This is a genomic window from Flavobacterium sp. GW823-FHT06G12, assembly GCF_058794775.1.
In genome coordinates this window covers 611737-637790 of the sequence record NZ_JBXAHE010000004.1, presented here as the reverse complement: position 1 = coordinate 637790, position 26054 = coordinate 611737, and the positions used below count along the sequence as shown (strand labels likewise).

The following is a 26054-nucleotide window of genomic DNA, read 5'->3' as shown; positions in this document are numbered from 1 at the left end:
TGAAAAACTACTGTATCTTAGAAGCCAACAAATAAATAACCGCCATTCTAATCGCAACACCATTCTCCACCTGATTCAAAATAACCGAATGATCAGAATCGGCTACTTCAGAAGTAATCTCTACTCCTCTATTGATTGGTCCTGGGTGCATGATTACGATTTCTTTTCCTAGCGAATCCAAAAGCGGTTTATCTACTCCGTATTGTTGTGCGTATTCACGTGTCGATGGGAAGAAATTCACATCCATACGCTCGTTTTGTACACGAAGCATATTCGCAACATCACACCATTCTAATGCTTTTCTTAAATTTGGTTCAACTGTAACACCAAGCGATTCAATGTATCTCGGAATCAATGTTTTTGGTCCGCAAACTTTAACTTCTGCGCCTTGCATCTGCAAAGCATATATATTAGATAAGGCAACTCTCGAATGCAGAATATCACCTACAATAACTACTTTTTTTCCAGCAACATCACCCAGTTTTTCTCTAATTGAATAACTGTCCAATAAAGCCTGAGTTGGATGTTCGTGTGCTCCGTCTCCAGCGTTTACGATACTTGCTTTTACATTTTTAGATAAAAAATAAGCCGCTCCGGGATTAGAGTGGCGCATTACAACCATATCCACTTTCATCGAAAGGATATTATTTACAGTATCAATCAAGGTCTCTCCTTTTTTAACCGATGACTGAGCTGCAGAAAAACTGATCACATCAGCAGACAAACGTTTCTGCGCTAATTCAAACGAAAGTTTGGTTCTGGTACTGTTTTCGAAGAAAATATTGGCAATGGTAATATCTCGTAATGAAGGAACTTTTTTAATCGGTCTATTAATGACTTCTTTAAAATGATCTGCCGTTTCAAAAATCAGGTTAATATCATTTTCGTTGATATATTTTATTCCTAATAAATGATTTACGCTTAATTCTTTCATTGTGTGTGTTTATATGTTTTGTTTGTTTAATCATTTCTTTGTTAAATTATTTAATCGTTTGAGTTTTCCGATTAAATAATTAACCGGTTAACCGATTAAACTAATTTGTCACTAGGTGAACAACATCTTCACCATCATTTTCTTTCCAGCTTACAATTACTTTTTCACCATTAATAGCATCTACCTGACGGCCTCTATAATCGGGTTGAATTGGTAAATGTCGGCTAAAACGTCTGTCTATTAAAACCAATAATTCAATTTCTGAAGGTCTTCCAAAAGATTGAATGGCAGTTAACGCAGAACGAATGCTTCTTCCCGTAAACAAAACGTCATCGATAAAAATGACTTTTTTGTCTTCGACTATAAAATTGATTTGGGTTTTATTGGCTTCAAGCGGTTTATCAGTACGACGAAAGTCATCTCTAAAAAAAGTGATGTCCAAGTATCCTAAAGAAATTTCAGGAACCTTGTATTCGTTTTCTAATATTTGTTTTAAACGTTCAGCTAAAAAAACGCCTCTTGGCTGAATTCCAACCAAAATTGTATTAGAGAAATCAAGATGTTTTTCGATTAACTGACAAGCCAAACGATGGAGTATGATAGTAACTTCTTTCGAATTAAGTAATACTTTTTGACTCATAAGTGATTGTAATGTTTGGTTGCGCAAATATACGGAATCTGATTTTATTTGTTGGGGTGTTGGGGTTGGAAATATTTTTTATTAAAATTAGACACCTTTTGTTTTTAAATAACTAAAAGAACAATTTTTATTCCTCATAATTGTGAATTGCTCTAGGTTTTTATAATAGCAAAAATTTATATTTTAGCATCCTATCTTTAGATAAAGGAAAATATGAAAGAAAAATATGATTTAATAATCACTGTCATTACTGGAGCAATTACAGGAACATTTTTATGGGAGGGATTTAAATTCTTTTATCCCGATATAAAACAATATTTCAAATCAAAAATTGATGCTAAAAATTTATTCTACAAAAATTTAGATCCTATTCTAAAATCCGCAAGTGAGTTATATGGAAAAATAGAATCCTTATCGAAAGAAGATTTTTCCACCTTCATAAATTTACGAAACTCAAACTCCAGTGATCCTATTCATAATCAAAAATATGTTTTTTATCTCTTTGCACAATTTTGGGCACAACTCGAATATTTAAGATTAGAAAGCCAATATATTGATTTATCCAAAAATAAAAAAGGACATCAATTATTAAGATTCATTGAAACAATAGAATCACGAAAATATAGACTTTTAGATAGATCAATACAGCGAGTGATTGGCGAATGCCTAATAATAAATAAAGATCAAAAATTTAGAGTGATGACTCTTAAAGATTTTTTAGAAGCATTAGACACAGAAAATAGCGCTTTATCGAAATGGATTTTATTACTTGAACAAAAATTATTAAATGTAAGAGACAAAGAACAAAGACAATCTGTATTGAGATTTGGAGTTATAATTTCTTCCCTAATTGATCATTTTGATCCAAAATATAAAACTGTTAGACGTAGAAACATTTATCTAAACAAACTAAATCCTCGTAGCAAAAAAATTCTTGAACAACATCTTTTTAAATATTATTTAAAATTTATAAAAAATAAAAAGAGATATTACAAATAACAACGGGAGCCCCCGCAGAACCATCGTTTCTAATGAAACTACTTGTTCGTTGGACTCCACTCCGTTATCGTTAAATTAAGTTTCTTAAAACTTTTATATTAAAACACAATAATAAGAAAAATAGTCAAATTATATAAATACAACTAACTATATAATTTTAAATTAAAGATCTTAAAAAATTTTCAATAATTTCTGGTCGAATTTTCCTTTCTTCTAAATCTTTATACCACAAATCTTTTTGTGTTGTTAAATTATGAACTAAAACCAGATGTTCAACAATTGGGATATTATTAATTTGTAACTGCTTCACAATATGAACTGTTAATCTTTTAAATATTTGAAGTTCCCAAAGTGAAATTTCAATATCTCTTAATAATCCACCTGTTTTATTGGAAAGTAATACTGCAAGATTTTTATAATTTTCATTAATCGGCTCCATAAACTCCATAAGCTTATCAAAATCCACAGAATTCGAACGTAGAGATTCTCCCACAGAACTATTACAAGTGCAATATACAACAAATCCTTTTTTCCAATATTGGAAAGCCACGTTTGGTAAAGTCATAGAAAAATCTGAAGAAACATAAAAAGATTCTCCATGTTCCAAACGCTTTGGCCATTTTTCTGCGTTAATAATTAAATGAACAGGTTCAAATTTTTCAGGATTATTAATATCCTCAAAATGATAGTTCAAAGAATTTATAAATTTTACTTCTTTAGAAACATTTAAAAGTCTTATATGCAAAATACATTTCCTAGGTTGAGGGTCTGATATGTAATTTAGTGAGAAATCAAAATTCGGATTATTCCCTGAGAATTTTTTATTTTGTTTATCTTTTTTTTCTACTTTCCATTTTTTAAATCTATCTCTAATATTTAAAAAATTTGTAGTTATTGCTAAAATCGCTGCAACTCCTGTAATAATAGTTGTACCAAAAAAAATCTTTAATATCTCTGTATCCATCGTAAAGTATTTTAATATCAAATATATAAGATTTATTCAAAATGATATCACTGAAATCCAAATCCTAAAACATTTCCAAAAAATTCTATAACACATTTTCTTGATTCGTGAAGTAATTTTAAGTATCAATTTAAAATATCAGAATCATGCAAAATAAAATACTAAGATTGTTAATGGTATTTGTAATACTGTTTTCATTTACAAGCTGTGAAGTTATTGGAGACATTTTTAAAGCCGGAATGGGATTCGGGATTTTTATCGTAATTTTTATTGTTGCGATTATTATCTGGATTTTCGCAAAAATGTTCGGAAGCAAATAGTTATCAATAAACAATAAAAAAATCCCAAATTCCAATTTAAAACTTGGCGTTTGGGATTTTTTTATGGATGTGAAACTTTGTCAAAGTTTAAAACTTTGACAAAGTTGTAAAGTCAAAGATTGGAATTTGGAATTTCAATTATTGGGATTTACAAATTATTGGAATTTCAAAAATTAAAGATTGTACATCTTTTTTCTTTGTTCTTGAATTTTTTCATCATCAAGATATTCGTCAAATGTCATGTAACGGTCGATAACTCCGTTTGGTGTCAATTCTACGATTCTGTTACCAACAGTTTGCGCGAACTCGTGGTCATGCGTTGTGAAGATTACAGAACCTTTAAAGTTTTTCAATGAGTTATTGAAAGCGGTGATAGACTCCAAATCTAAGTGGTTTGTTGGCTCATCTAGCATTAAAACGTTAGCACGCTCCATCATCATTCTAGACAACATACAACGTACTTTTTCTCCTCCAGATAAAACTCTAGACGTTTTAAGAGCTTCTTCTCCAGAGAAAATCATTTTTCCTAAGAAACCTCTAATAAATACCTCATCACGCTCTTCTTCTGTTTTTGCGTACTGACGTAACCAGTCAACTAAAGTTAAATCATTTTCGAAATATTTATGGTTTTCAGCTGGTAAATACGCTTGGTTTGTTGTAATTCCCCAGTCAAAACTTCCAGCATCTGCTTTTTGTTCGTTGTTTAAGATTTCGTAGAAAGCAGTTGTTGCACGTGAATCTTTAGAGAAAAGAACGATTTTATCGCCTTTTGCCATATTCAGATTAATATCTTTGAATAAAACTTCTCCGTCTACAGAAGCCGCTAAGTTTTCTACATTTAAAATCTGATCTCCTGCTTCACGATCCTGATCGAAGATAATCGCAGGGTAACGACGGCTAGATGGTTTAATTTCTGAAATATTTAATTTCGAAATCATTTTTTTACGAGAAGTTGCTTGTTTCGATTTCGCAACGTTTGCACTAAAACGACGAATAAATTCTTCCAACTCTTGTTTCTTCTCTTCTGCTTTTTTGTTTTGCTGTGCACGTTGTTTTGCCGCTAATTGGCTAGACTCGTACCAGAACGTATAGTTTCCTGAGTAGTGATTGATTTTTCCGAAATCAATATCAGAAATATGTGTACAAACCGCATCTAAAAAGTGACGGTCGTGAGATACAACAATTACAGTGTTTTCATAGTTTGCCAAGAAGTTTTCTAACCAAGCGATTGTTTCGAAATCCAAATCGTTGGTAGGCTCATCCATAATAAGCAAGTCAGGATTTCCGAAAAGTGCTTGCGCCAAAAGCACACGAACTTTCATTTTTCCTTCCATATCAGCCATTAAAGTATAATGATCTGCTTCTGTGATTCCTAAGTTAGACAACATCGCTGCAGCATCTGAATCGGCATTCCATCCGTTCATTTCTTCAAACTGAACTTGTAACTCCCCTATTCTGTCTGCATTAGCATCATTATAATCCAAATAAAGTTCATCCATTTCTTTTTTAACAGCGTACAGAACTTTATTTCCCATTAAAACGGTTTCCAAAACAGTATGCTCGTCGAACATGTTGTGGTTCTGGTTTAAAACCGACATACGTTTTCCTGGCTCTAAATGAATGTGCCCTGAAGTTGGATCAATGTCGCCCGAAATCACTTTTAAGAAAGTAGATTTTCCTGCACCATTTGCTCCAATAACGCCGTAAATATTTCCGTGAGTAAAAGTAGTATTTACTTCGTCGAATAAAATCCTTTTACCAAACTGAACTGATAAATTATTGACTGTTAACATGAATGTCTTTTTAATTAATTTGGTGCAAAAGTAGTGAAAAAGGTTCTAAGTTGCAAAGATGCTAAGGTCCTAAGGTTTTTTATGCTGATGTGGGTTTCTCGCAGAGGCGCAAAGGCGTAGAGTTTTTTTTACCAAATTGATTACTACGTAATCTTGTCATTTCGAGGGACGAGAAATCTTCGCAAGAAACTCCACTTCTATAATCGCCAATCTTTGTCGAGTTACTTGTGGAGATTTCTCCTTCGTCGAAATGACAAAAATGGGGTTACTTTATCGATTAACTAGTGTGATTTCTCCTTTCAGTCGAAATGACAAAAAAAGGGGGACTTCGCGAGATTAATTTAGCTAAAGCTTACTTTCTTTCGCCAAAGCCACTTCAAGACTCTCAAAATTAGGAAGCACTTTAGAAATCATTCCTTCTTTGTTTAGAATAAAATGTGTTGGAAATGAATTCAATTGCAACGATTCATTCATATAGACTTTCATGTCTGGAATAACGGAATAAGACAATGGTTTTCTGGCTAAAAATGTTTTTAATTGTTCTGCTGAATCTTCGGCTAAACTCATAAAAACTATGTCCTTTCGGTCTTTGTATTCTTCAACTAATTTATTGACTTGCGGAAATTCTCTAATGCATGGCGTGCAGTGAATGTACCAGCATTTAATCACAATGATTTTTCCTTTCATGGATTCGTTGGTTACCAGATTTCCGTCTAAATCTTTGAATGAGAATTGCGGAAAAGCGGTTCCTTCCATTTTGTAGTTTTTAAAAGCATCAAAACCAATCTGGTTAATTGTCGCTTTTATACTTGTATCGGTTTTGGGCTGAATTTTGAAAAGCTTATAGACATATATATTCGCTTCAGATTTTAATCTAATTGGAATGTAGTTTTCGTTTGCTAATTTATCTAGAAAAGCCTCTTTTGAGATTTCTTTTGATGTTACATCCAAAGCTGTAAAATCTCTAGAAAGCATGATGTTTTTACTTTGATAAGCAGACCAATCTGTATATGCTTTTTGAATTTGAAGTGGATCAACTTCTGGATTTCCGAATTTAGTTTGAGCTGTACTTATTGTAAAAATAAAAAGTAGTGTAATTAAGCTAATGAATTTCTGCATGGATTCTGAAACAATTGTATTTGATTTCAAAAATAGTGAAAGTTTTTTAACCGCAATCCCGATAGCTATCGGGAGCGAAGGTTTACGCAAGGTTCGCAGAAGGTTTCTCGCAGATTTTGCAGATTTATTCTCATTTTTTTTCATTCTGAGACAAATTTGTGTCATCCTAAAGATAATTGTTCTTTAAATTTACCCAAATTATAAGATTATGATTCCAGATAAATTCTCAGCCGAAGTTGAAACAAGATTAAATGATTTCTTTACAGATAAAATTGATTGTAAGGAAATGGCAAAAATGATACGAGAAGTAAATAATGCACTTTCACTTTGTGTTATGAAAGATTGCGAAACCATCAAATTTGGAGTAAAGAATATTGATGATAGTTTTTATTGGCTTAACAAACTCGCAGAAGTTTTAGATCCTTATTTGGAGTCTTAAAAAACAAATAGAAATTGCTTTAAACAAAAAAACTGGCAGTAAGCACTGTCAGTTTTTTATATTTATTAAAAGAGATTTTCAAAAATTTAATTGTTTAAGACTGGTAAAAACGAAATATCCATAAGATACTTTTTCGGATCGTTTGGATTAATCAAAACCATAATTTCATCTGTTTTTATAAATTCAGTTGGGTCAAACCAAATATTTTCGCTTTCAAAAACATACATTTTACTTGTTTGCGTATCGAACCATTGACTTGATATTTGATAAGGACATCTTCCGTTTATTTCGAAACTGTAATTTATATGTACTTCAGTAAATTTTGTAACAATGCGTTTTCCATTATCAAGGAGATATAGTTTATTGTTTTGTTTTTTTATTCCATATAAAATAATAAAAAAGCCAACTAAAAAGAATGCAGTTCCTAAAATCCCCATTATCAATACCCCAAGCCAAAGAGATTCAAAACTATTAATATCTGCTTTATTTGGTTTTGAAGGATCGTATATTACTTCGACATTTTCGCCTACACTATAACTTGGTGGGTTACTGCTTACTGTTGAAGTTATTTCTATTTTACTTCCTTCTCTAGTAATAAAAGACACAAGAGGGGTATACATTATTGAATTATCTGATCTACTTCTAACCAATTCAGTAACGGTTCCTTGAGCAGTTTCGGCTCTTTCTAAAAAAGCCTTTTTATCAAAATAAAGATAGATCGCTCCAACCAATAAAGCTAAACCAATAGCTGTAAAAACATATTTAATGATTGATATAACTTTCATTCTTCTTCTCTTTAAAATTTGTGCGAAATTAATTTCACTTCATGCAATTATTAACCTCAATAAGTTTTTTTTCTACTCGAATAAGCCATTTTTAAGTTGTTTTTTTTACATAAAAAAACCTGGCAACAAAAATTGCCAGGTTCATAATGCGCTACATGAGGCAAAAACCAAATAACAAATTACCTCACTTTGCAGCATTTAAGAAATAAAAATTAGGTTAAAAAATAAATAACCAAACTCAATTTTAACCGTCCCAATTTTCTTATTTCTAAATTTTCAATTCTTTTATTTTAGTTTAAAAAGTTCATTACTTTCAATGACTTTTTGTGTCCAGATTTGTCTGTTACGATCACAACAAAAATTTGTTTACTAGCAAAACTTGGGCTGTTAAGCAGTACTTCTTTGTTGTTTTGAATATTTCTATGACTTGTAACATTCTGTCCTATTGTGTTGAATACATCGACCTGAGCAATATCTCCTGTGTCATTAGCAACAGACAAAGTATTGTTTCTGAAATAGGCCACAGTCGTATTGCTTTCAGCAGTTATATCTTCTACAGCCAATGTTTTTGCTGTGGCTTGTGATGCAAAATAAGCTGCGTACGCTTTAGACAATTCAGATGAATTACCGCAAGAAGAGGCATCCCAGTTTACAGACCAAGTCATTAATCCTCTTAAAGAAGGATATGGTCCGCCTGGCTGCATAGTGTATGTTCTTCCAGAAAAATTGGTTCCATTTCTTAAATAATCCATAGCATTGATTCCTTCTGTCGGAGTTAGATATCCGCTACCTGCTGCACTTGGACAAGCTGGCAATGCAATAAGAACTTTTGAGGCTGGCAAGCCATCAAAGTGCATTCCTGTTGAAGCAATGTTGTACCCTTTTATGATCATATCAGTCAACGCAGTAACCATGTTTGCTTTTTTGGCTGTACCATAATATTGACCGTCTAATCCATTTTCTCCTCCTGTATTATACAATTGTACCGCTAACAAATCCAATTCGTTACGCAAGTTTTGAATAATTGGCAAGAACGAACCAAAAGTATCTGTATAAGTAGTATATCCTCCTTGTACATATTGTGTTTCTGGAGCTGCAGTCAATAAGAATCCAGGACCGTAGTATGCTTTTAATTCTTTGAAAGCATCTACTACGTTTTTCAATCTCGGATAAGCAGAAATACCCGCGTAAGAAATATCTCTTAAACCTCCTGCGCTAAAATTCATAGATCCGCCTTCAAAATCAATATCAACTCCATCAAATTGATATTCGTCGATAATTGCTTTTAAACCATTAACAAAAATATTTTTCTGCGTTACATTTTCTAAAACAACATGACCATTTTGACCTCCAATAGAAACAATAACAGGAACTCCGCTATCTCTTAAAGTTTTGATATCATTTTTCAATAATTGCTTATCGAAAACACCATTGGTCAAATATCGAGCGTCATTTGTAGTTAGTATTGGCGTGTAACCATCACGATTAACTGTTTCTACGAAAGAATAATCAACTACGTTAAATTTACTTCCCTTTATTTGAGAGAAATACAAAAATGGAGCTGAAGTATTTTCCCAAGAATGCGCGTATCCTAAAATAATTTTAGATGGAAGCGGAATAAATCTATTACCACTTACTGTAGCAATTTTAATAGTATTATTTAATGTAGTTACGGCAGCTTTATTATCGGTTGCTTTAACTACAATTGGATAATCCTGATAAGCAGTTGGCGTAAAATTATACGTATAAGTATTATTTGTACCTGCTGTCATGTTAAATGTCCCGCCGTTTATGGTAATAGTAACACCAGAAATTGTTCCGTCACTATCAACAGCCGTAACTGAAATTGGCACAGCTTGGAAAGAACTTTGGTATACCGTAGTATTTGATGGTGAATTCCAAGTGATTACAGGCAATGCATTTGGACAATTTGCGCCTGAACAAGTTAATGTAAAACTATATGTTTTTGAATCTGTTGTTCCGTTTGACGCCGTAGCCGTCACAGTTAAGGTATGAGAAGCTCCAAACTGATTTGCTACTGGTGTCCAACTCGCTGTATAAGTTCCAGAAGAATTTGTAGCACTTATGCTTTGTCCGTCCAAACTAAATACCACAGAAGAAATTGTAGTAGCATCTGCAGCGCTTAATCCAACAGTCGCAACAAAATTAATTGCTGATCCTAAATTTATAGCAATTGCCGAAGCTGTTGGTGCTGTAATAGCAACAACTGGCTTAGTTACAACTGTTGTTTGGGTATTGAAATTGTAAATTGTTGGCGTTGTTGGAACAGCAAAATTTGCCAAGTTATTTGGGTAATACGCTACTTCCCCATTTTGCCATGAATTTAATTTCAAGCTTAAAATTTGTGTATAACCTGCTACAACTGAATTATCGAAAGCATAATTTCCTGATGCATCTGTTGTTGCCAGAACGCTTTTCCAGTTGTGTGTGTTATCTGTCCAAGGTAAAACGATTTCAACTTGTGCGTTCGCAACTGGAGTTGAACCATTTTTCACAGTTCCGCTAATTAAGTTCGTCGCTGCTGCTAATGCTGCTTTTGCCGTTGAACTTGTATTAAAGTTGTATGTTGTTGGGCTTGCAGGAACTGCAAAGTTTGCTAAATTATTTGGGTAATAATTAACCTCTCCGTTTGACCAAGTATTTAGTTTTAAACTTGTAATGGTTGTATAACCGTCTACAACAGCATTATCAAAACTGTATTTTCCTTGTGCATCTGTTGTTGCCAGAACACTTTTCCACGGATGTGCATTATCTGTCCATGGCAAAACAATCTCTACTTTTGCACCCGCAACAGGAGTTGTTCCATTTTTAACAGTTCCGCTAATTTTACTGGTGCTTGTTGCGGCATCTTGAGTAAAATTCAACGTTTTATTAGCATTCAAATTAGAATAAACTGTAGATGCTGGCGTAAATGTCTGTCCAGTCAAAGCTGCTGTTACCGTATAATTTCCACCAGAAGCCAAAGTCAATGAATACGCTCCGCTAGAATTAGTTGTTGCAGAAACATTTCCTGCTGTAGAAGCTGCTGTAATTGTTACGCCAGAAACTGGAGCTGATCCGTTAAGAACTGTTCCGCTTACAGTATAAGTTACCACTGCTGCACCTTGTGTAAAATTCAACGTTTTATTAGCGTCAATTGCATTATAAACTGTTGAAGCTGGCGCATAAGAGAAACCTGTTTTTGTAGCTGTAACTGTAAAATTTAATCCTGCTGTTAAACCTGCAACACTGTAAGCTCCACTTGCATTTGAAACTGCTGTTAAAGTTGTGCTTCCAGAAACTGCAGAAACGGTTACGCCCGAAACTGGATTTGTTCCATCTAGAACTGTTCCGCTTACGGTGTAAGTTGGCTGACTTCCGTTAATCACAACTCCTGTCTGATTTACCGTTACATTGTTTAATGATACTGGAACAAATGTATAACTCGCTTTTACCGCTGTAAGAGAATAGTTTTGTCCTGAAGTTAAATTATTGAATGCAAAATTTCCATTGGCAGAAACTACTGTCTGAATAACTGCATTGCTTGCATTTCGTAATTCTACTGTAACATTAGTAACCAAAGTCGATCCGTTTTTTACAGAACCAGAAATACTAACTGTTCCTGGCACAACACTTCCAAAAGAAGTATCAACTTGGTTTAATAATGCGTTTGGAATTGAACCTCTTGTATCTTGAGATAATTCCCAGATCATACCTCCAGCTAAGTTTTTCGATTTTATATACTGCACTTTTAAGTCCATTGACTGTTTATCTTCATAAGAAATAAACTCTTTTCTAGTAGCATTATATAAATAAGGAACTTTAGTAGTATTATCAAAATAACGAACCCATCCTGCCGAAGCTGCAGATGGCGTTACCATCATCGTGTTTGGATCTAAATAGGCATGCGAATTGGTAACTGGATTCCCAACTAAATCGCAAATTTCGATACTTCCAGATTTTTCACAAGCTCCAGAACCATCCCATGTTCCTGTTGGGTTTTGCGGATTTGTACATCCAGGAACTACGTATCTTGGTGCTGAAACAAACAATCCGTTTGTTGAATTTGCAGCAACGTTATCGAATTTTTTTCCGTAGAAAGGCAATCCCATGATTAATTTATTCGCAGGAAAACCAATTACATTTAAATATTGATTCGTTAATTCGTCTAATGATTCCGATTGCGTTGCACCATACAACGGATCATTTGGATTTCCGCTTGCATATAAAGGCGCATTGTAACAGGTTTTATCATACCAGTTTCCACCAAAATCGTATCCGAAATAGGTGATATAATCGCAATAAGTCGAAATGTCTTCTGTCATTCCGTATTGTGCTCTGTTATTTGGTCCTAAATACTGTTTAGAAACATTTCTAACGTTGTTTCCAGCAGCAATAGTAATTAGTTTATTTGGCATTGCCTGACGCATAGCTTTTAATAAAAGCACTAAATTTTTATTATCATCAGGACTATATTTTTGAGGAGGAACAGGCGAACCGTTTACTATTTCTGTACCATCAGTTCCGCCCGAAAGAGGATATTCCCAGTCGATGTCGAAACCGTCAATAAATGGATATGTAGTAATGAAGTTTGCCATATCTGCTGCTAAAGCCGCTCTTGCTACAGGACTTGCAGCAATTGGAGAAAGATCTTGTCCTTTTGTCCAGCCTCCAACAGAAATTAAAACTTTTAAATGCGGATACTTTTCTTTCAATTTCATTAAATCGTAAAAGTTTCCTTTAACTGGCGCATCCCAAGGAATTCCGCCTTCCATATGCTCAAAATCCGCATAGGTGTCTAAACATTTTAATTTTGTATTCTCCGGATGGGCAGGATCGTAAGTTGTCCCATAAAAAGAATAATTTAAGTGCGTCAATTTACTTCCATCAATTTTCGGAACATTAAAATCCCGAGCATAAATAGACCATTGCGCATAATACCCCACTACTTTTTTTCCGTGAGCCGGTTGGGCCAACACTAGTAAGGGAAACAGTAACAAAAAGAGCAATCTGTAATAATGTTTCATAGTTAATAAATATTAGTTAATAGAAAATAAATAATTGGGCCACAGAAGCTTAAATTCTTCTGGGTTTCGCTCAACAGCAGATTGGAACCCCGCGGTCGATTGGAAATAAACTCAAATTACATTCTATAGATAAATATTACTATTTCTGATTCATTCATAATCATTAGTAAATAGCAGTGATTGATATTTATTTATAATTTTAAAAATTAATATTAAATACAAATGATAAATTTGGGACTAATCATCAATCTATACTTTTTTGTCATGTTTTATTGTATTCTTATTCTTCTATTTGGTTTTAAAGGTTAATAATTAATTTCACGGCTTATATTTTGTTATTTAATTAAGTTAAGTGTTGATTATTTCTGAAATCTTGGCTATAACTATCTCTACCGAGGAACTTCAGCAGAGATAATTAAAAGCCTAATTAATGTAACTCTAATAACACTAACTCAACCAAAATTCATATTAGTTTTTTCAAACTTTCATAAACTGACAATTCCACGTCAGCATGATCTTTTGTATTACATTGATCTATTAAACTTTTTAAATCTGCTGATTTTAAAGTCGATTTGTTGTCTAATACAAGTAATAATTCCTGCGATGCATCACTTAATTTTTTAGACAATGGTAAAATTGGCTGTACTAATGGAGCATTTGCACTTAATGCTGTAAGGTCATTATGCACTGCAATCCATTTAGTAAAAAATGCAGTAACTTTTGCTTTATTATCTGCCGATTTATTTGCTAAATATTGATTTACCGCTACATCAAATGCAAGAGCATCTTTTGCATCTGGTCCGCAAGCATCTGCAAACAAAGTAAAAGGAGAATACATCTGGTACTCTGTTCCTCCTTTGTTACGAGTATATCCTTTTAAAGGTTCGCTTACTTTAGAAAACTCTTCAAGCGGTTGAATACTTTGATTGTTGGCAATATTTCTTAAAATAACATCTTTGTTACGGATATGAGTAATTCCTAATTCTTCTAATCTGAAAGAAACCGTTTCTAAACGTTTACGCATATTTTCTACATCTACTACGTCTTCTGCAGACCAAAGTCTTTCTGCAATAGCCGCAGTTCTTGGCCATAATCTAGAATCTATAGTTGTTGGTGTAGCCAATTCTGTCCACATTGTCGCTTCTCCACCAAGAATTCTTGCTTTTTCGTCACTCGTTAAATTCGCTCCTTTTGGCATCGGATCATTTAAATAATGGCTTGCAATTGGGTACATCAAATCGATATAATATCCGTTAGACAAAACGGTTTTGTATCCTTTTTTAACAGCTTCTACCAAAGATTTACCTGCTGGCATTCCTTCGTTTGGCCCTCTCCATGAGTGAACGATCGCTTCTTTAGATAAATCTTTTGTCAAAATTTCTTCCCAACCCATCAATTGCTTTCCATGCTTCTTTAACATCGGAGCCAATTGCATCGTAAAATAAGTTTGTAATTCGTGATTGTTCTTTAAATTATGTTTTTTCATGAATTCTTGAATTTTCGGGTTTTCATCCCAATCTTTTCCTTCGTTTTCATCTCCTCCAATATGGAAATAGGCACCTGGAAACAATGGGCAAACCTCATCAAAAACTTCACTTAATAGTTGATACGTTTTAGGATTTGAAGGATCTAATGTTGGTGAAAAAATACCAGCATTTCTTTCAATTCCATAGGTAGCGATTGCTGTACCTTGAATATTTTTTTCGGATGTTCCTCCTGTCAACTTGATTACTTTACTGCCAATTTCTGGATAAGCCGTTAAAATTGCAGATCCGTGACCTGGAACATCTATTTCGGGAACAATTAAAATACCGCGCTCATCGGCATATTTTACGATATTTTTAATTTCCTCTTGTGTATAATACATTCCATCCGAAGCTAATTGAGTAAACTTTGGATGTTTTTTCATTTCAATTCTCCATCCTTGATCATCAACCAAATGCCAATGAAAAACATTCATTTTCATTGCTGCCAATGCGTCAATATTTCTTTTAATAACATCAACAGGCTGAAAATGTCTTGAAGCATCAATCATTAAACCTCTCCAGGTAAATCTTGGAAAATCTGAAATTTTTGAAACTGGAAAATAAAACGATTTTGAATTGTTTTGAAGAAGTTGCAACAATGTCTCCAAGCCATGCAAAGCTCCCAAATCACTGGTTGCATTAATTATAATTTTGTTTGAAGTAATATCTAAATGATAACTCTCATCTTCATACAAACCAATTTTTCCGCTTTTACTACAATTAATTTGTAATTCTGCATTTGGAACTTCATTTAATTTGGTAATAAAACCTTGTTCAAAAAATATACCTGTTCTACCATCTAAACGGCGCAAAAAACGAGTTACTCCTCCAAAAATTCTAGCATTTGGATTACCAGTAATATTTACTTTAAAATTCTTACTTAAATTAAAATTACCTTCATTAATTACAACATTCTGAGGCCAAGGCATAAGATTCAGTTGCTCTTTCTGGACTTGAGCACCTGCCGATATACCTGCAAATAATAGTACAAATAAATATTTCATTTTTCTTTTTTTTGGTCGGATAGTTTCTTAGTCCATATCCTAATTTATATAAAAAGACAAAATCCAGAATGACTTCTGCATACCTCACTTTTACAAGTAATCATCTGAATTTTGTCATTTGATTCATTTTATAGAATCATAAAAACTTTAATAATCAAAACGCTTAAAGGCTTCTATTGCTTCATATTCAGCTAAACCTAGTTCGTCGTATAAAATTGCTGTGTTTTTGTTTCGATCTTCTGCCCTAACCCAGAATTCACGAGAATCATTTCCTTGAAACATTACTCTGTCTTTTTGAGACTGGTGATGTAAAATGGCATGACGTTTTAACAATACTTCTGAAGGACTTAACGGAACGGCCATATCAATTTCATGAATGTCCCATTCGTGCCAAGCTCCTCTGTAAAGCCACAACCAGCAATCATTCATGTACGGTTCTGGTTTAAGCTCTTTTAATGCAGCAAAAATGGCATTTAAACAAACCTCATGAGTTCCGTGCGGATCTGCAAGATCTCCAGCAGCAAAAACCTGATGTGGTTTTATTCTAGCAATAATGTCTTTTACGATAGCAATATCTTCTGGTCCTAACGGATTCTTTTTAACCTGTCCTGTTTCGTAAAAAGGAAGATCCAAAAAGTGCGTATTCTCATCTTTCAATCCGATATATCTTGTTGCTCCGTAAGATTCTCTTCTTCTTATAAGTCCTTTTAATTTTCGAACTTCCAAAGAATCGATTTGATTTTCAGATTTGTTATTTAAAAACTCGATAACCGATTTGAAATTGATATCAGCTTGACCTTCTCCGATAAAATCACTGGCAACTTCTGCAAATTTTAAAGCTTCATCATCTGAAACTGCAATATTTCCTGAAGTTTGGTAGACCACATGAACATCGTGTCCTTGCTTGATTAATTTTGAAAATGTTCCTCCCATAGAAATCACATCATCGTCTGGGTGCGGGCTAAAAAGAATAATCCTCTTTTTTGCCGGATTTGCCCTTTCTGGACGAAATGAATCATCTGTGTTTGGTTTTCCACCTGGCCATCCGGTAATAGTGTGCTGTAAAATATTAAACATATTAATGTTCATATCATAAGCAGAACCTTCTTGAGCCAATAGGTCAGACATTCCGTTATTGTTGTAATCACGGTCTGTCAGTTTTAAAATAGATTGTTTTGTTTTCTGACAAAGCCAGACAATTGCTTTACTTTTTAATTCGGGAGTCCAAAGACATTCACCAACTAACCACGGTGTTTTGAAACGGGTTAATTCTGATGCTGCCGACTGATCTAAAACAAAAGTTGCATTTGGATGGTTTTGTAAAAACGTAGCTGGAACCTCTGAACTGATATCTCCTTGAATAGTTCTTTTGATAATATCTGCTTTGTTTTGTCCCCAAGCCATCAAAACAATACGTTTTGATCTCATAATGGTCGAAACTCCCATTGTTATGGCGCGTTTCGGCACATTATCTATACCATTAAAAGCAGATGAAGCATCGACTCTTGTGATATGATCTAAGGTAATAATTCTTGTTCCTGAATTGATGTGCGAACCAGGCTCGTTAAATCCAACATGACCCGTTCTACCAATTCCAAGCAATTGAAAATCAAGACCACCCGCATTTTTAATATTCATTTCATAATCAATACAGTATTGATTGATTTCCTCAATTGCTACTGTACCATCAGGAATATTAATGTTTTCAGGTTTGATATCAATATGTTTAAAAAGATGCTCGTGCATGAAATAATGATAGCTCTGATTATTTTCTTTCGTCATTGGATAATATTCATCCAAATTAAAAGTGATTACATTGCTAAAACTTAGTCCTTCTTCTTTGTGCATTCTCACTAGTTCCTCATAAACTTTAATAGGAGAAGAACCTGTTGCCAGACCTAAAACACAAGATTTATTTTTTTCCTGCTTAGATCTAATTAGCTGCGCAATTTCCTGCGCTACAATTACAGAAGCTTCAATAGAACTTTTGAAAATTTCGTTATGAATTTTCTCAAAACGAGTTTCTTCAAATTTTCCCGCGCTTTTATAACTGATATCAGGTTTTATTTCTAAAGCACTTTTCATTTCTTTTCTTTTTTGTAGTAATTACCATCATGGTTTTAAGATATGGTATAGACAGCTTTCGCCATCTATACCACACTACTAACCAAACTTAATATCCCATTTTTTTTAGAAGTTCACTCCAGTATCCCACCAAAGTCTTGTTGCACCGTTATCTGGTCCACCTAACTTAGCAATACCAGTTGCAACTCCATCTTTGTTTCCAGCAATTTCAGATGCCACAAAATTTACTCTTCTAACACCTAACTGAGAGCTAATAACTCCGTTACTTGTGTTATTTGTGATTGGGAATAATTTTGGATATCCAGTTCTTCTCCACTCAGTCCAAGCTTCTTGTCCGTCAGGGAAACCAGCAATCCATTTTTGAGTAATAATTTTTTGAAGTTTAACTTCATTAGAAGCACCAGCTTCCCAAGCTACAGTCACATTATTAACAGCAGCCGCATTATTTGTTGCATCAAGCGGGTCAACATAAGCTTTTGGCAATGCTGTACTAGTTTTGTATGTTGATGAAGAAACTCCAAACTGCTCGAAAGAAGCTGTGATTCCCGCCTCATATAAAGATTGAACATCACTTCCCATATTCCATCCTCTCAAAGCTCCTTCTGCTCTTAAGAAGAAAACCTCAGCAGTAGATAAGAAAACAGTTTCTTTTACATTTATAGCTTCTCCAACTTTAGAAAAATCTTTACGAGCTGCTTTTGTAGCTCCATCTGGAGCAACTGGTAAAACAATTCCTGTTCTAATTCCTTTATATTCTCCTGGATATTTAACTGAAACAGCGAAATATTTTGATAGTCTTGGATCATTATATCCTACTAAGATAGATTCCATATCTGCAGACATATTGATATCTTCATAACTATTACTATTTCCATATACAGGATTTGTAAAGTCACTTAAGAAAATAAAACTATCGTCTTTAGTAAGCATTACACCATATTTCTGAGAAATAGATTTTTCAGCTTGTTCTTTGGCTACTGCTGGAGCTTTAACCGCCAATCGCATTGCTAATCTTAAACGAAGAGAATTCGCAAATTTTACCCATTTAGAATAGCTTCCTCCATATTTAGAAAAATCAGCTTTAGTAATAATTGAACTTTCACCAGAATCTGCTGCTTTACTTAAAGTTACAATCGCCTCATCAAGATCTGCAAACATCTGCGTGTACACTTGCTCTTGTGAATCGTATTCTTTAACTGAAGATTCAGAACTATATTTTGAATACACAATTGGTCCATAAATATCAGTTATTCTATGCATCGCCTCAACTTTTAGTATTTGAGACATTGCATATATTTCTGGATATAATCCTTTTGTTTTGGTCTCATGCTCTATTTTTAGAGCATTTGCCATTACGTTTGTGTAGGCATCATCCCATGCTCTACCGTTCCAACCATTTACAAGATTGTAAGTCATGTTGTTATTATTACTTCCAAATGGGTTTGGAGTAGCCATATAACCTGACCATACATCACCTTGCAAGTTTTGCTGGATTTGGTATCCCCACAATGGATCTTGTTCAAAAATAAAATTGAACATTACTTTTGAATAACCCGTGATATTATTAAAATCCTGTGCTAATTGTTCAGCAGTAGAACCTTGAGGATCAGAGTTAATCTCGTCAAAGTTATCAGTACAGCTCATAGCAGCTAATAAGCCTAAGCAGAGAATCGACTTTTGTATATATTTTCTTTTCATGATGTTTTTTTATTAAAATGTAACGTTTAAATTAAGACCGATACTTCTAGTTGTTGGCAATCCGAAAATGTCAACACCTTGTAAACCTTGACCTGTACTTAAAGCAACATTTGGATCAAACGGTGCGTCTTTGTAGAAAAAGAATAAGTTTCTAGCAATTAAAGAAATACTTGCATTTTGAATGAATGGAACTGCTTTAGGGTTAAATGTATATCCTACAGAAAGTTCTCTTAAACTAACGTTTGTTGCTTTGTAAACATATTCAGCTAAAGCTCCACTTCTACCACCAACTGTTCCGTAGTAATCTTCTGCAGAAATTTTATTAACTGGAGTAACTCCATCTGCTGCAATTGCATTAACTGTAACACCACCAGCATTTTTAGCATCTCCAAAAGCTTTAGAAACTCCATAAGAATCATTTAAAGCTTGAGTCATACTCATTACACTTCCTCCAAATCTTCCATCAACTAAAACATTTGCAAAGAAAGATCCGAATTTGAAAGTGTTAGACCAACCTAACATGAAATCAGGATTAGCATTACCTACTTCTTTAAAGTTCTGATCAACTTGTGGTTTACCTTGATCGTCTAGAAGAAGTCTTCCTTGAGCATCTCTAACTAAAGTGTAAGCTTCAATAACTCCAAATGGTCTTCCTTCTACTAATGAGAATCTATATGCATTAGATCCTGGATCTGTCAATATTACACGTCCTCCTAATTCTTCTGGAAGTTCTTTAACTGTATTTTTATTATGAGAATAGTTTACTGTAGTATCCCAAGAAAATTTATCTCCTTGAATAATTTTACCATTTAACACAATCTCGATACCTTGGTTAGCAATACTTGCAGCATTAAATGCATAGTTAGTATATCCGTAAGGGTTTGTAGAAGGCGCTGGAACTTCAACATATTGGTTTTTAGTTTCTGAATTATAGTAAGAGAATTCAAAACCTAATCTATTGTTAAACAGTCTCCATTCAGTACCAATTTCGTACTCTGATTTTAATTCTGGTTTTAATGTTTCTCCTGGTCTTGGTCCAACTCTTGGCGCAATAAACTGCCCTCCAAGGATTGTATATCTAGGAGAAGTTACGAAAGCGTTAATGTCGTTACCAACTTGTGCATAAGATCCTCTCACTTTACCAAAATTAATCCACTCTGGCATTGTAGCCATTTCACTAATGATTCCTGTTAAACCAACAGATGGATAGAAGTAAGAACCATTTCCTGTGTTAACTAATGTAGACGACCAGTCATTTCTACCTGTTAAATCTAAATACAACATACCTTTATATCCAAGTGATGCAGATGCAAATACAGATTGTACTTCTCTGTTAGAACCTGAAACTTGTTGATTTGCTTTATTGTTAACGAAGTTTCCTAAAGTAAACCAGTTTGTGTTAACTAATCCACCATTATTTGTTCCTGAGTTTAAGATTGTTTGTTGGTTAGCCATAGTATTGTTTATACTTGTACCAAGAACAGCATTAAAAGAGAAATCTTCACTAAAATCTGTATTTACTCTTGCAATTAAATCTCCATAACGCTGAGTACTTAATGTACCAATGTTGATATAAGTTCCTGTTGGAGCCGCAATAATTTCAGAAGTAGTTGCGTAGATTTTTTTATCAAAAATGCTTTCGATTCTATTATAGCTATATCTTGCTGTAATATTTAACCAGTTATTCGCTTTATAATCTAAGGCTAAAGATCCGTTAAAGAAGTTGTTTTTATCTTCAGATTTAGCTCTGTTGATTAACCAATACGGGTTTTGAATATATTCATTAATTACTGGGAAGTTTTGAACATTTAAGTTTCTAACTGGATCAAAAACTTCAAAATTGTTTTTATAGTAATTAAAGTCATTTCCATTTCCTCTTGGCATTAAATAAACACCTGTTAATGGGTTGAAGTTAAGTCCACTTAGCGGTCTGTTGTCAATAGTTTGAGTAGTATATTTTCCATCTGCAGAAACAGTTAATTTATCATTAAAGAATTTTCCTGTTTGACGGATACCAAAGTTATTTTTCTTCAAACCGTTTCCTGGCATAATTCCAGAAGAAGAAGTGTTAGCATAAGTAATGCTAGTTGTAGCAGTTGGTGAACCAGTTGTAAATCCGAAAGAAGTAATTTGAGTTACACCTGTGTCAAAAAAATCTTTTACGTGATCTTTTGTGTTTTCTTTTGCTCCAGTACTATTGTACTCTGTTTGGAATTTTGGCAAGTAAGCTGCATTTTCGAATGTAGTTACAGATGAAGCTGTAAAATTACCTTTTCCTTCTTTTACTTTTTTAGAAGAAAGCAAAATTACACCATTTGCTCCTTGAGAACCATATAATACAGAAGCTGCAGCACCTTTTAATACTGTCATACTTTCATAATCATCAGGATTTACAAGAGAGATTACATCACCACCATCACGGTTACCACCATTTGTATCTCCAAAAGTACCATTTGGTTGGCTTGAAGATCCATTATACATCGGAATACCATCAATTACATATAATGGCTGGCTATTCATAATAGATGAGTTACCACGAATTACTACTTTTGTAGAACCACCAGTACCACCAGCACTTTTAGTAACAGCAACACCAGCAACTTTACCTGCAATAGTATTGATAACGTTTGCATCTTTTACTCGAACTAATTCTTCTCCTTTTAATTCTTGAGTAGCATAAGTCAATGATTTTTTAGACTTCTTAAGACCTAAAGAAGTTACAACAACTTCATTCAAAGCATTTGATGCAGCTGCAACCATCTTCACATTAATTGTAGAAGCATCTCCTACAGCTATTGTCTGAGTTTCTAGCCCTACATAAGTAAAAACTAAACTTTGACCTTTTTGAACTTCGATAGTGTACAATCCGTCAAAATCGGTAGTTGTTCCCTTTTGACCTCCTTGTACAGCAACAGAAGCCCCTGGTAATGGCATCCCATCAGAATCTGTAATCACACCCTTGACACTTTTTACTTGAGCAAGCGAAACTTGCGCCGTAAAAACAATCATAAAGATTAAGAAAATTTTTTTCATGTTTATTTTATTTTGTTAGTTATGATGTAAAATTATTCTTAAGGCATTGTTAAAAAAAATAAATTAAACCAACAGCAACAAAATTTAAACGAACGACATAAATTATTCAATAATACGCTTTACGAAAACGTTCTAATACAAAAAATAAGCACCAATATCCTTTTTTTTGGAAATTTTTTGCAAAAAAATTGCCATTTACCAGTTAATTGTTTAAAGTTGCACATTATTTAAATACTGTTAAGAAAAACTAAAATTCTCAACTTAGAATCAATTGAAAGAAATACGAAAAGTTAAATTTGATATCAAACTGCAAAATCATGTCTGGTTTTGGGGAGTTTATTTTACTTTAAACTTTTTAAGATGGGGCGCTTACTTTAATGATTACCCTTATGCATTCAAATCAAACTTAATTGAATTCTCTTTGGTTATTCCTTTAGTTTATTTGAATTTATTTGTTTTGGTTCCAAGATATGTACTCAAACAAAAGTATATTATGTATACTTTTTTACTTCTGTTGAGTCTATTTGTGATATATCTTCTAAAAACAGCTCTAACCTACTATATCATATCAGAAAATATATGGCCTGAAGCTAATAGAGAATATCACCCTTTTGAGATCAATCACATTGTTGCTGTTTGTATCGGAGAATTGTATGTTTTAGCAATGGCATCATCAATTTATCTTACCTTGACTTGGCTAAGAGAGCGAGAAAGAAACAGATCTTTACGAGAAAACCAATTTAAGATTAAACTTAAATATCTTGAAAACCAGATTCAGCCCCATTTTTTCTTCAACACGCTAAACAATTTGTATGCTTTATCGTTAGAATCATCAAAGAAAGTTCCTGATGTAATTATAAAGCTTTCTAATTTGATGGAGTATGTTTTATATGATGTTAAAGGAACCAAATTTGTTCCATTAATAAAAGAAATCGACTATATCCAGAACTATATTGAAATAGAAAAACTTCGTTTTGAAAATGTAGAAGTCACTATAAATCTAGAATCTAATATTGACGATGTTGTTGTACCGCCATTAATTTTCATTTCTTTGGTCGAAAATGCTTTTAAACATGGAGGTCTAAACAACAAAAATTTAAAAATAAAGATCAATTGTAAAGTTACAGACAATAAAATACTCGATTTTGAAATCTTAAATAATTTTGTAATTTCACAAAATCATAATCCGAAAAGAGGAATTGGTTTGGTTAATACGAAAAAAAGACTGAAACTAATTTACAGAAGCAATTTCCGCCTTAAACAACAAACCAAACTAAATTTCTACATAATCCGATTACAAATACCTACATATAATGAAGATTAAATGCGTGTTAATTGATGATGAGCCTTTAGCTATCAAGGTCCTGCAAAATTATTTTACCAATTTTACAGATTTTGAAGTTATAGCAACATTCAATAACTCTTTAGAGGCACTCGATTTTATTAACAGTACACCTGTTGATGCTGTCTTTTTAGATATTAACATGCCTATGATGACCGGTTTTGAGCTTATTAGTCTTATCGAAAACAAAACCAAAGTCATCATTACAACCGCTTTTAGAGAATTTGCTGCTGAAAGTTATGATTTGGATGTATTAGATTATTTGGTAAAACCTATTCCGTTACCAAGATTCATAAAATGCATCAATAAAATTACCACCGAATACAATCTCAAAAACAATATTAAAGTCGAAACTTCAAAAGGAGATTCTCATATTTTTATTAAAGTCGATAAAAAAATGATGAAAATTAATATTGAGGAAATTTTGTTTGTTGAAGGAATGAAGGAATATATAAAAGTAGTCACGCCAGATAAGACATATATTACCCATAAATCTCTTACATCATTATCAGAAGAATTACCCGCAGATCGCTTCCTTAGAATTCATAAATCTTATGTAATTGCACTAAATAAGGTAAAATCTATAGAAGGAAACCGCGTTCAAATACAATCTTACAACATTCCAATAGGCAGAAACTACAGTAAAGAAGTTAAAAATAAGATATTGGAATAAATATAATTACGAATTACATTTTCTAAGTAGGTTAAAATTAACACTTTGTTGAAAAAACATAGCCGTTGGTTTAAATTTAACATTATTTATACCTTTTTATTTTTTTTTGATAATCCTAACAAATATATTTACGGTCTTCAAAAAACAATAAAATAAAAAATTAACCTTATTATTATGAGTTCAGAAAATGTTCAAACCAAATGGGGGCAATTTATCTCTTTGATAATCGTCTTCTTCTTTTGGGGTTTTGTTGGTTCTGCTAACGACATCCTGATTCCAGTATTCAAAAAAGTATTTACGCTATCGCAAGTACAATCTCAATTAGTAGCTTGGGCTTTCTATGCTGCTTATTTTGTTGGATCAATTATATTCTTTATCGTTTCTTTAAAAGTAGATATTTTACAAAAATATGGCTACAAAAGAACATTATCTGCAGGATTAATTTTATCAGCTGTAGGTTCATTCTTATTCATTCCAGCTGCTACAATCGAGAGCTTCCCTTTCTTTTTAACAGCTTTATTTACAGTAGGTTTAGGCTTTTCTATTCAACAAATTGTTGCCAATCCTTTGGCGATTAAAATGGGAAGTCCGGAAACTGGAGCACACCGTTTAACTCTTGCAGGTGGAATCAACTCTTTTGGAACAACAATTGGAGCAATCTTATTAGGTATCGCTTTATTCGGAATGGGAGATAACAAAAAAACGGCTCTTTCACTAGAAGATATTAAATTGCCTTTCATCATCTTAGGTCTTGCATTTATTGCTGTTGCAGTATTTATGAATTTCTCAAAAATTGAAGATCCTGTAAAAGAAGAAGAAGCTATAATTAAAGACAAACACAGTAAATTTAACATTCTTGACTATCCGCAATTATACTTGGGTATGTTAGGAATTTTTATTTATGTAGGAACTGAAGTAACAATCATCAGTAATTTACCTGCGTTATTACACACTCACGAATTCGGAAACATCTTAGAAGACGCTGTTGCACCGTTTATTGCGCTTTACTGGGGTAGTTTAATGATCGGTCGTTGGAATGGTGGAGCAAACGTGTTCAATACTTCAAACTTGGTAAATACTGCACTTAAATTTATCGTTCCTGCTGCTGCATTTGGAGTAATTATTGGCGCAAACATCTTTGCTGCTCACGACGTTTCTTCATTTTACATCTACCCATTTTGGATTTTGCTGTTTATCGCTGTAAGTTTTGTTGGTGGTAAAAATGCAGGAAAAACATTAATGCTTTTCGGAATTTCAGGATTAACTATGATGGTATTAGGTTTAGTTTGGCCAAACCCAGAAATTGCTAAATTCTTCTTTATCTCTGGCGGATTATTCTTATCAATTATGTGGCCTTCAATCTTCGATTTAGCTATTGCAGGATTAGGAAAAAATACAGGAAAAGCATCTTCTTTCTTAATCATGATGATTCTTGGTGGTGGAGTAATTCCATTAGTGCAAGGAAGTATCTGTGATTTAGACGCAACAAATCCAGGTGGAATTTTCGGCATCACTTACACTCACTTCTCTTACATTGTACCTCTTATCGGTTTTGCATATTTAGGATTCTACGGTTTCTACTGTCCTAAAATCTTAAAAAGACAAGGTATCAGTCACATAGAAAGTGCTGGCGGCGGACACTAAAAATTAAAAAACTCCAATATAAAAATCCA

General features: G+C 33.3%; 17 protein-coding genes. 6 read left to right on the top strand and 11 right to left on the bottom strand.

The features are described from left to right. Positions 1-7: 7 nt before the first annotated feature. Both AC1Q5Z_RS18370 and pyrR read right to left on the bottom strand, forming a co-directional pair. A complete protein-coding gene (locus AC1Q5Z_RS18370) occupies positions 8-934 on the bottom strand; it encodes an aspartate carbamoyltransferase catalytic subunit (protein WP_029273654.1) in 927 nt (308 codons plus the stop codon). Positions 935-1034: 100 nt separating this feature from the next. Then, complete coding sequence (gene pyrR / locus AC1Q5Z_RS18365) at positions 1035-1574, bottom strand: bifunctional pyr operon transcriptional regulator/uracil phosphoribosyltransferase PyrR (protein ID WP_012026512.1); 540 nt, start codon at positions 1572-1574, stop codon at positions 1035-1037. A gap of 213 nt (positions 1575-1787) precedes the next feature. Here pyrR and AC1Q5Z_RS18360 point away from each other — a divergent pair, with 213 nt between their 5' ends. Beyond that, positions 1788-2573 (top strand): hypothetical protein, encoded by a 786-nt coding sequence (locus AC1Q5Z_RS18360; RefSeq protein WP_492446280.1) that lies wholly within the window; start codon positions 1788-1790, stop codon positions 2571-2573. Positions 2574-2730: 157 nt separating this feature from the next. On the opposite strand, the gene AC1Q5Z_RS18355 is transcribed toward AC1Q5Z_RS18360, so the two are convergent. After that, a complete protein-coding gene (locus tag AC1Q5Z_RS18355; RefSeq protein ID WP_492446279.1) occupies positions 2731-3537 on the bottom strand; it encodes a hypothetical protein in 807 nt (268 codons plus the stop codon). A gap of 146 nt (positions 3538-3683) precedes the next feature. Here AC1Q5Z_RS18355 and AC1Q5Z_RS18350 point away from each other — a divergent pair, with 146 nt between their 5' ends. Then, positions 3684-3857 carry a hypothetical protein gene (locus tag AC1Q5Z_RS18350; protein ID WP_198856286.1) on the top strand — a complete coding sequence of 58 codons (174 nt, stop codon included), beginning with the start codon at positions 3684-3686 and terminating at the stop codon, positions 3855-3857. 173 nt (positions 3858-4030) lie between these two features. Here the strand turns inward: AC1Q5Z_RS18350 and AC1Q5Z_RS18345 are convergent, their stop codons facing one another. Then, positions 4031-5650 (bottom strand): ABC-F family ATP-binding cassette domain-containing protein, encoded by a 1620-nt coding sequence (locus AC1Q5Z_RS18345; RefSeq protein WP_492446277.1) that lies wholly within the window; start codon positions 5648-5650, stop codon positions 4031-4033. Between the two features lie 345 nt (positions 5651-5995). Further along, positions 5996-6913: a TlpA family protein disulfide reductase gene (locus AC1Q5Z_RS18340; RefSeq protein WP_492446275.1), complete on the bottom strand. Its 918-nt coding sequence runs from the start codon at positions 6911-6913 to the stop codon at positions 5996-5998. A 64-nt stretch (positions 6914-6977) separates the two neighbouring features. Between AC1Q5Z_RS18340 and AC1Q5Z_RS18335 the strand changes: the two genes are divergently transcribed. Continuing rightward, positions 6978-7208 carry a hypothetical protein gene (locus AC1Q5Z_RS18335; protein WP_492446273.1) on the top strand — a complete coding sequence of 77 codons (231 nt, stop codon included), beginning with the start codon at positions 6978-6980 and terminating at the stop codon, positions 7206-7208. A gap of 86 nt (positions 7209-7294) precedes the next feature. Here AC1Q5Z_RS18335 and AC1Q5Z_RS18330 read toward each other — a convergent pair whose 3' ends face one another. The 6 genes from AC1Q5Z_RS18330 to AC1Q5Z_RS18305 all read right to left on the bottom strand — a co-directional run bounded on the left by AC1Q5Z_RS18330 (position 7295) and on the right by AC1Q5Z_RS18305 (position 22366). Then, positions 7295-7993, bottom strand: a complete 699-nt coding sequence (locus AC1Q5Z_RS18330; RefSeq protein ID WP_492446271.1) for a DUF3592 domain-containing protein — start codon at positions 7991-7993, stop codon at positions 7295-7297. A 290-nt stretch (positions 7994-8283) separates the two neighbouring features. Beyond that, positions 8284-13020, bottom strand: a complete 4737-nt coding sequence (chiA, locus tag AC1Q5Z_RS18325) for a T9SS-translocated chitinase ChiA (RefSeq protein ID WP_492446269.1) — start codon at positions 13018-13020, stop codon at positions 8284-8286. Between the two features lie 463 nt (positions 13021-13483). Further along, positions 13484-15550 (bottom strand): beta-N-acetylhexosaminidase, encoded by a 2067-nt coding sequence (locus tag AC1Q5Z_RS18320; protein ID WP_343584575.1) that lies wholly within the window; start codon positions 15548-15550, stop codon positions 13484-13486. A gap of 147 nt (positions 15551-15697) precedes the next feature. Next, positions 15698-17635: a glucosamine-6-phosphate deaminase gene (nagB, locus tag AC1Q5Z_RS18315; RefSeq protein WP_198856291.1), complete on the bottom strand. Its 1938-nt coding sequence runs from the start codon at positions 17633-17635 to the stop codon at positions 15698-15700. 105 nt (positions 17636-17740) lie between these two features. Further along, positions 17741-19333 carry a RagB/SusD family nutrient uptake outer membrane protein gene (locus AC1Q5Z_RS18310; protein WP_492446267.1) on the bottom strand — a complete coding sequence of 531 codons (1593 nt, stop codon included), beginning with the start codon at positions 19331-19333 and terminating at the stop codon, positions 17741-17743. A gap of 12 nt (positions 19334-19345) precedes the next feature. Then, positions 19346-22366: a SusC/RagA family TonB-linked outer membrane protein gene (locus AC1Q5Z_RS18305; protein ID WP_492446265.1), complete on the bottom strand. Its 3021-nt coding sequence runs from the start codon at positions 22364-22366 to the stop codon at positions 19346-19348. Positions 22367-22637: 271 nt separating this feature from the next. Here AC1Q5Z_RS18305 and AC1Q5Z_RS18300 point away from each other — a divergent pair, with 271 nt between their 5' ends. The 3 genes from AC1Q5Z_RS18300 (at position 22638) to AC1Q5Z_RS18290 (ending at position 26025) form a co-directional block, all read left to right on the top strand. Continuing rightward, complete coding sequence (locus AC1Q5Z_RS18300) at positions 22638-23690, top strand: sensor histidine kinase (protein WP_198856294.1); 1053 nt, start codon at positions 22638-22640, stop codon at positions 23688-23690. Further along, positions 23680-24381 carry a LytR/AlgR family response regulator transcription factor gene (locus tag AC1Q5Z_RS18295; RefSeq protein ID WP_198856295.1) on the top strand — a complete coding sequence of 234 codons (702 nt, stop codon included), beginning with the start codon at positions 23680-23682 and terminating at the stop codon, positions 24379-24381. Before AC1Q5Z_RS18300 ends, AC1Q5Z_RS18295 begins: the two co-directional genes overlap by 11 nt. 174 nt (positions 24382-24555) lie before the next feature. Beyond that, positions 24556-26025 (top strand): MFS transporter, encoded by a 1470-nt coding sequence (locus tag AC1Q5Z_RS18290; protein WP_198856296.1) that lies wholly within the window; start codon positions 24556-24558, stop codon positions 26023-26025. Positions 26026-26054 lie beyond the last annotated feature (29 nt).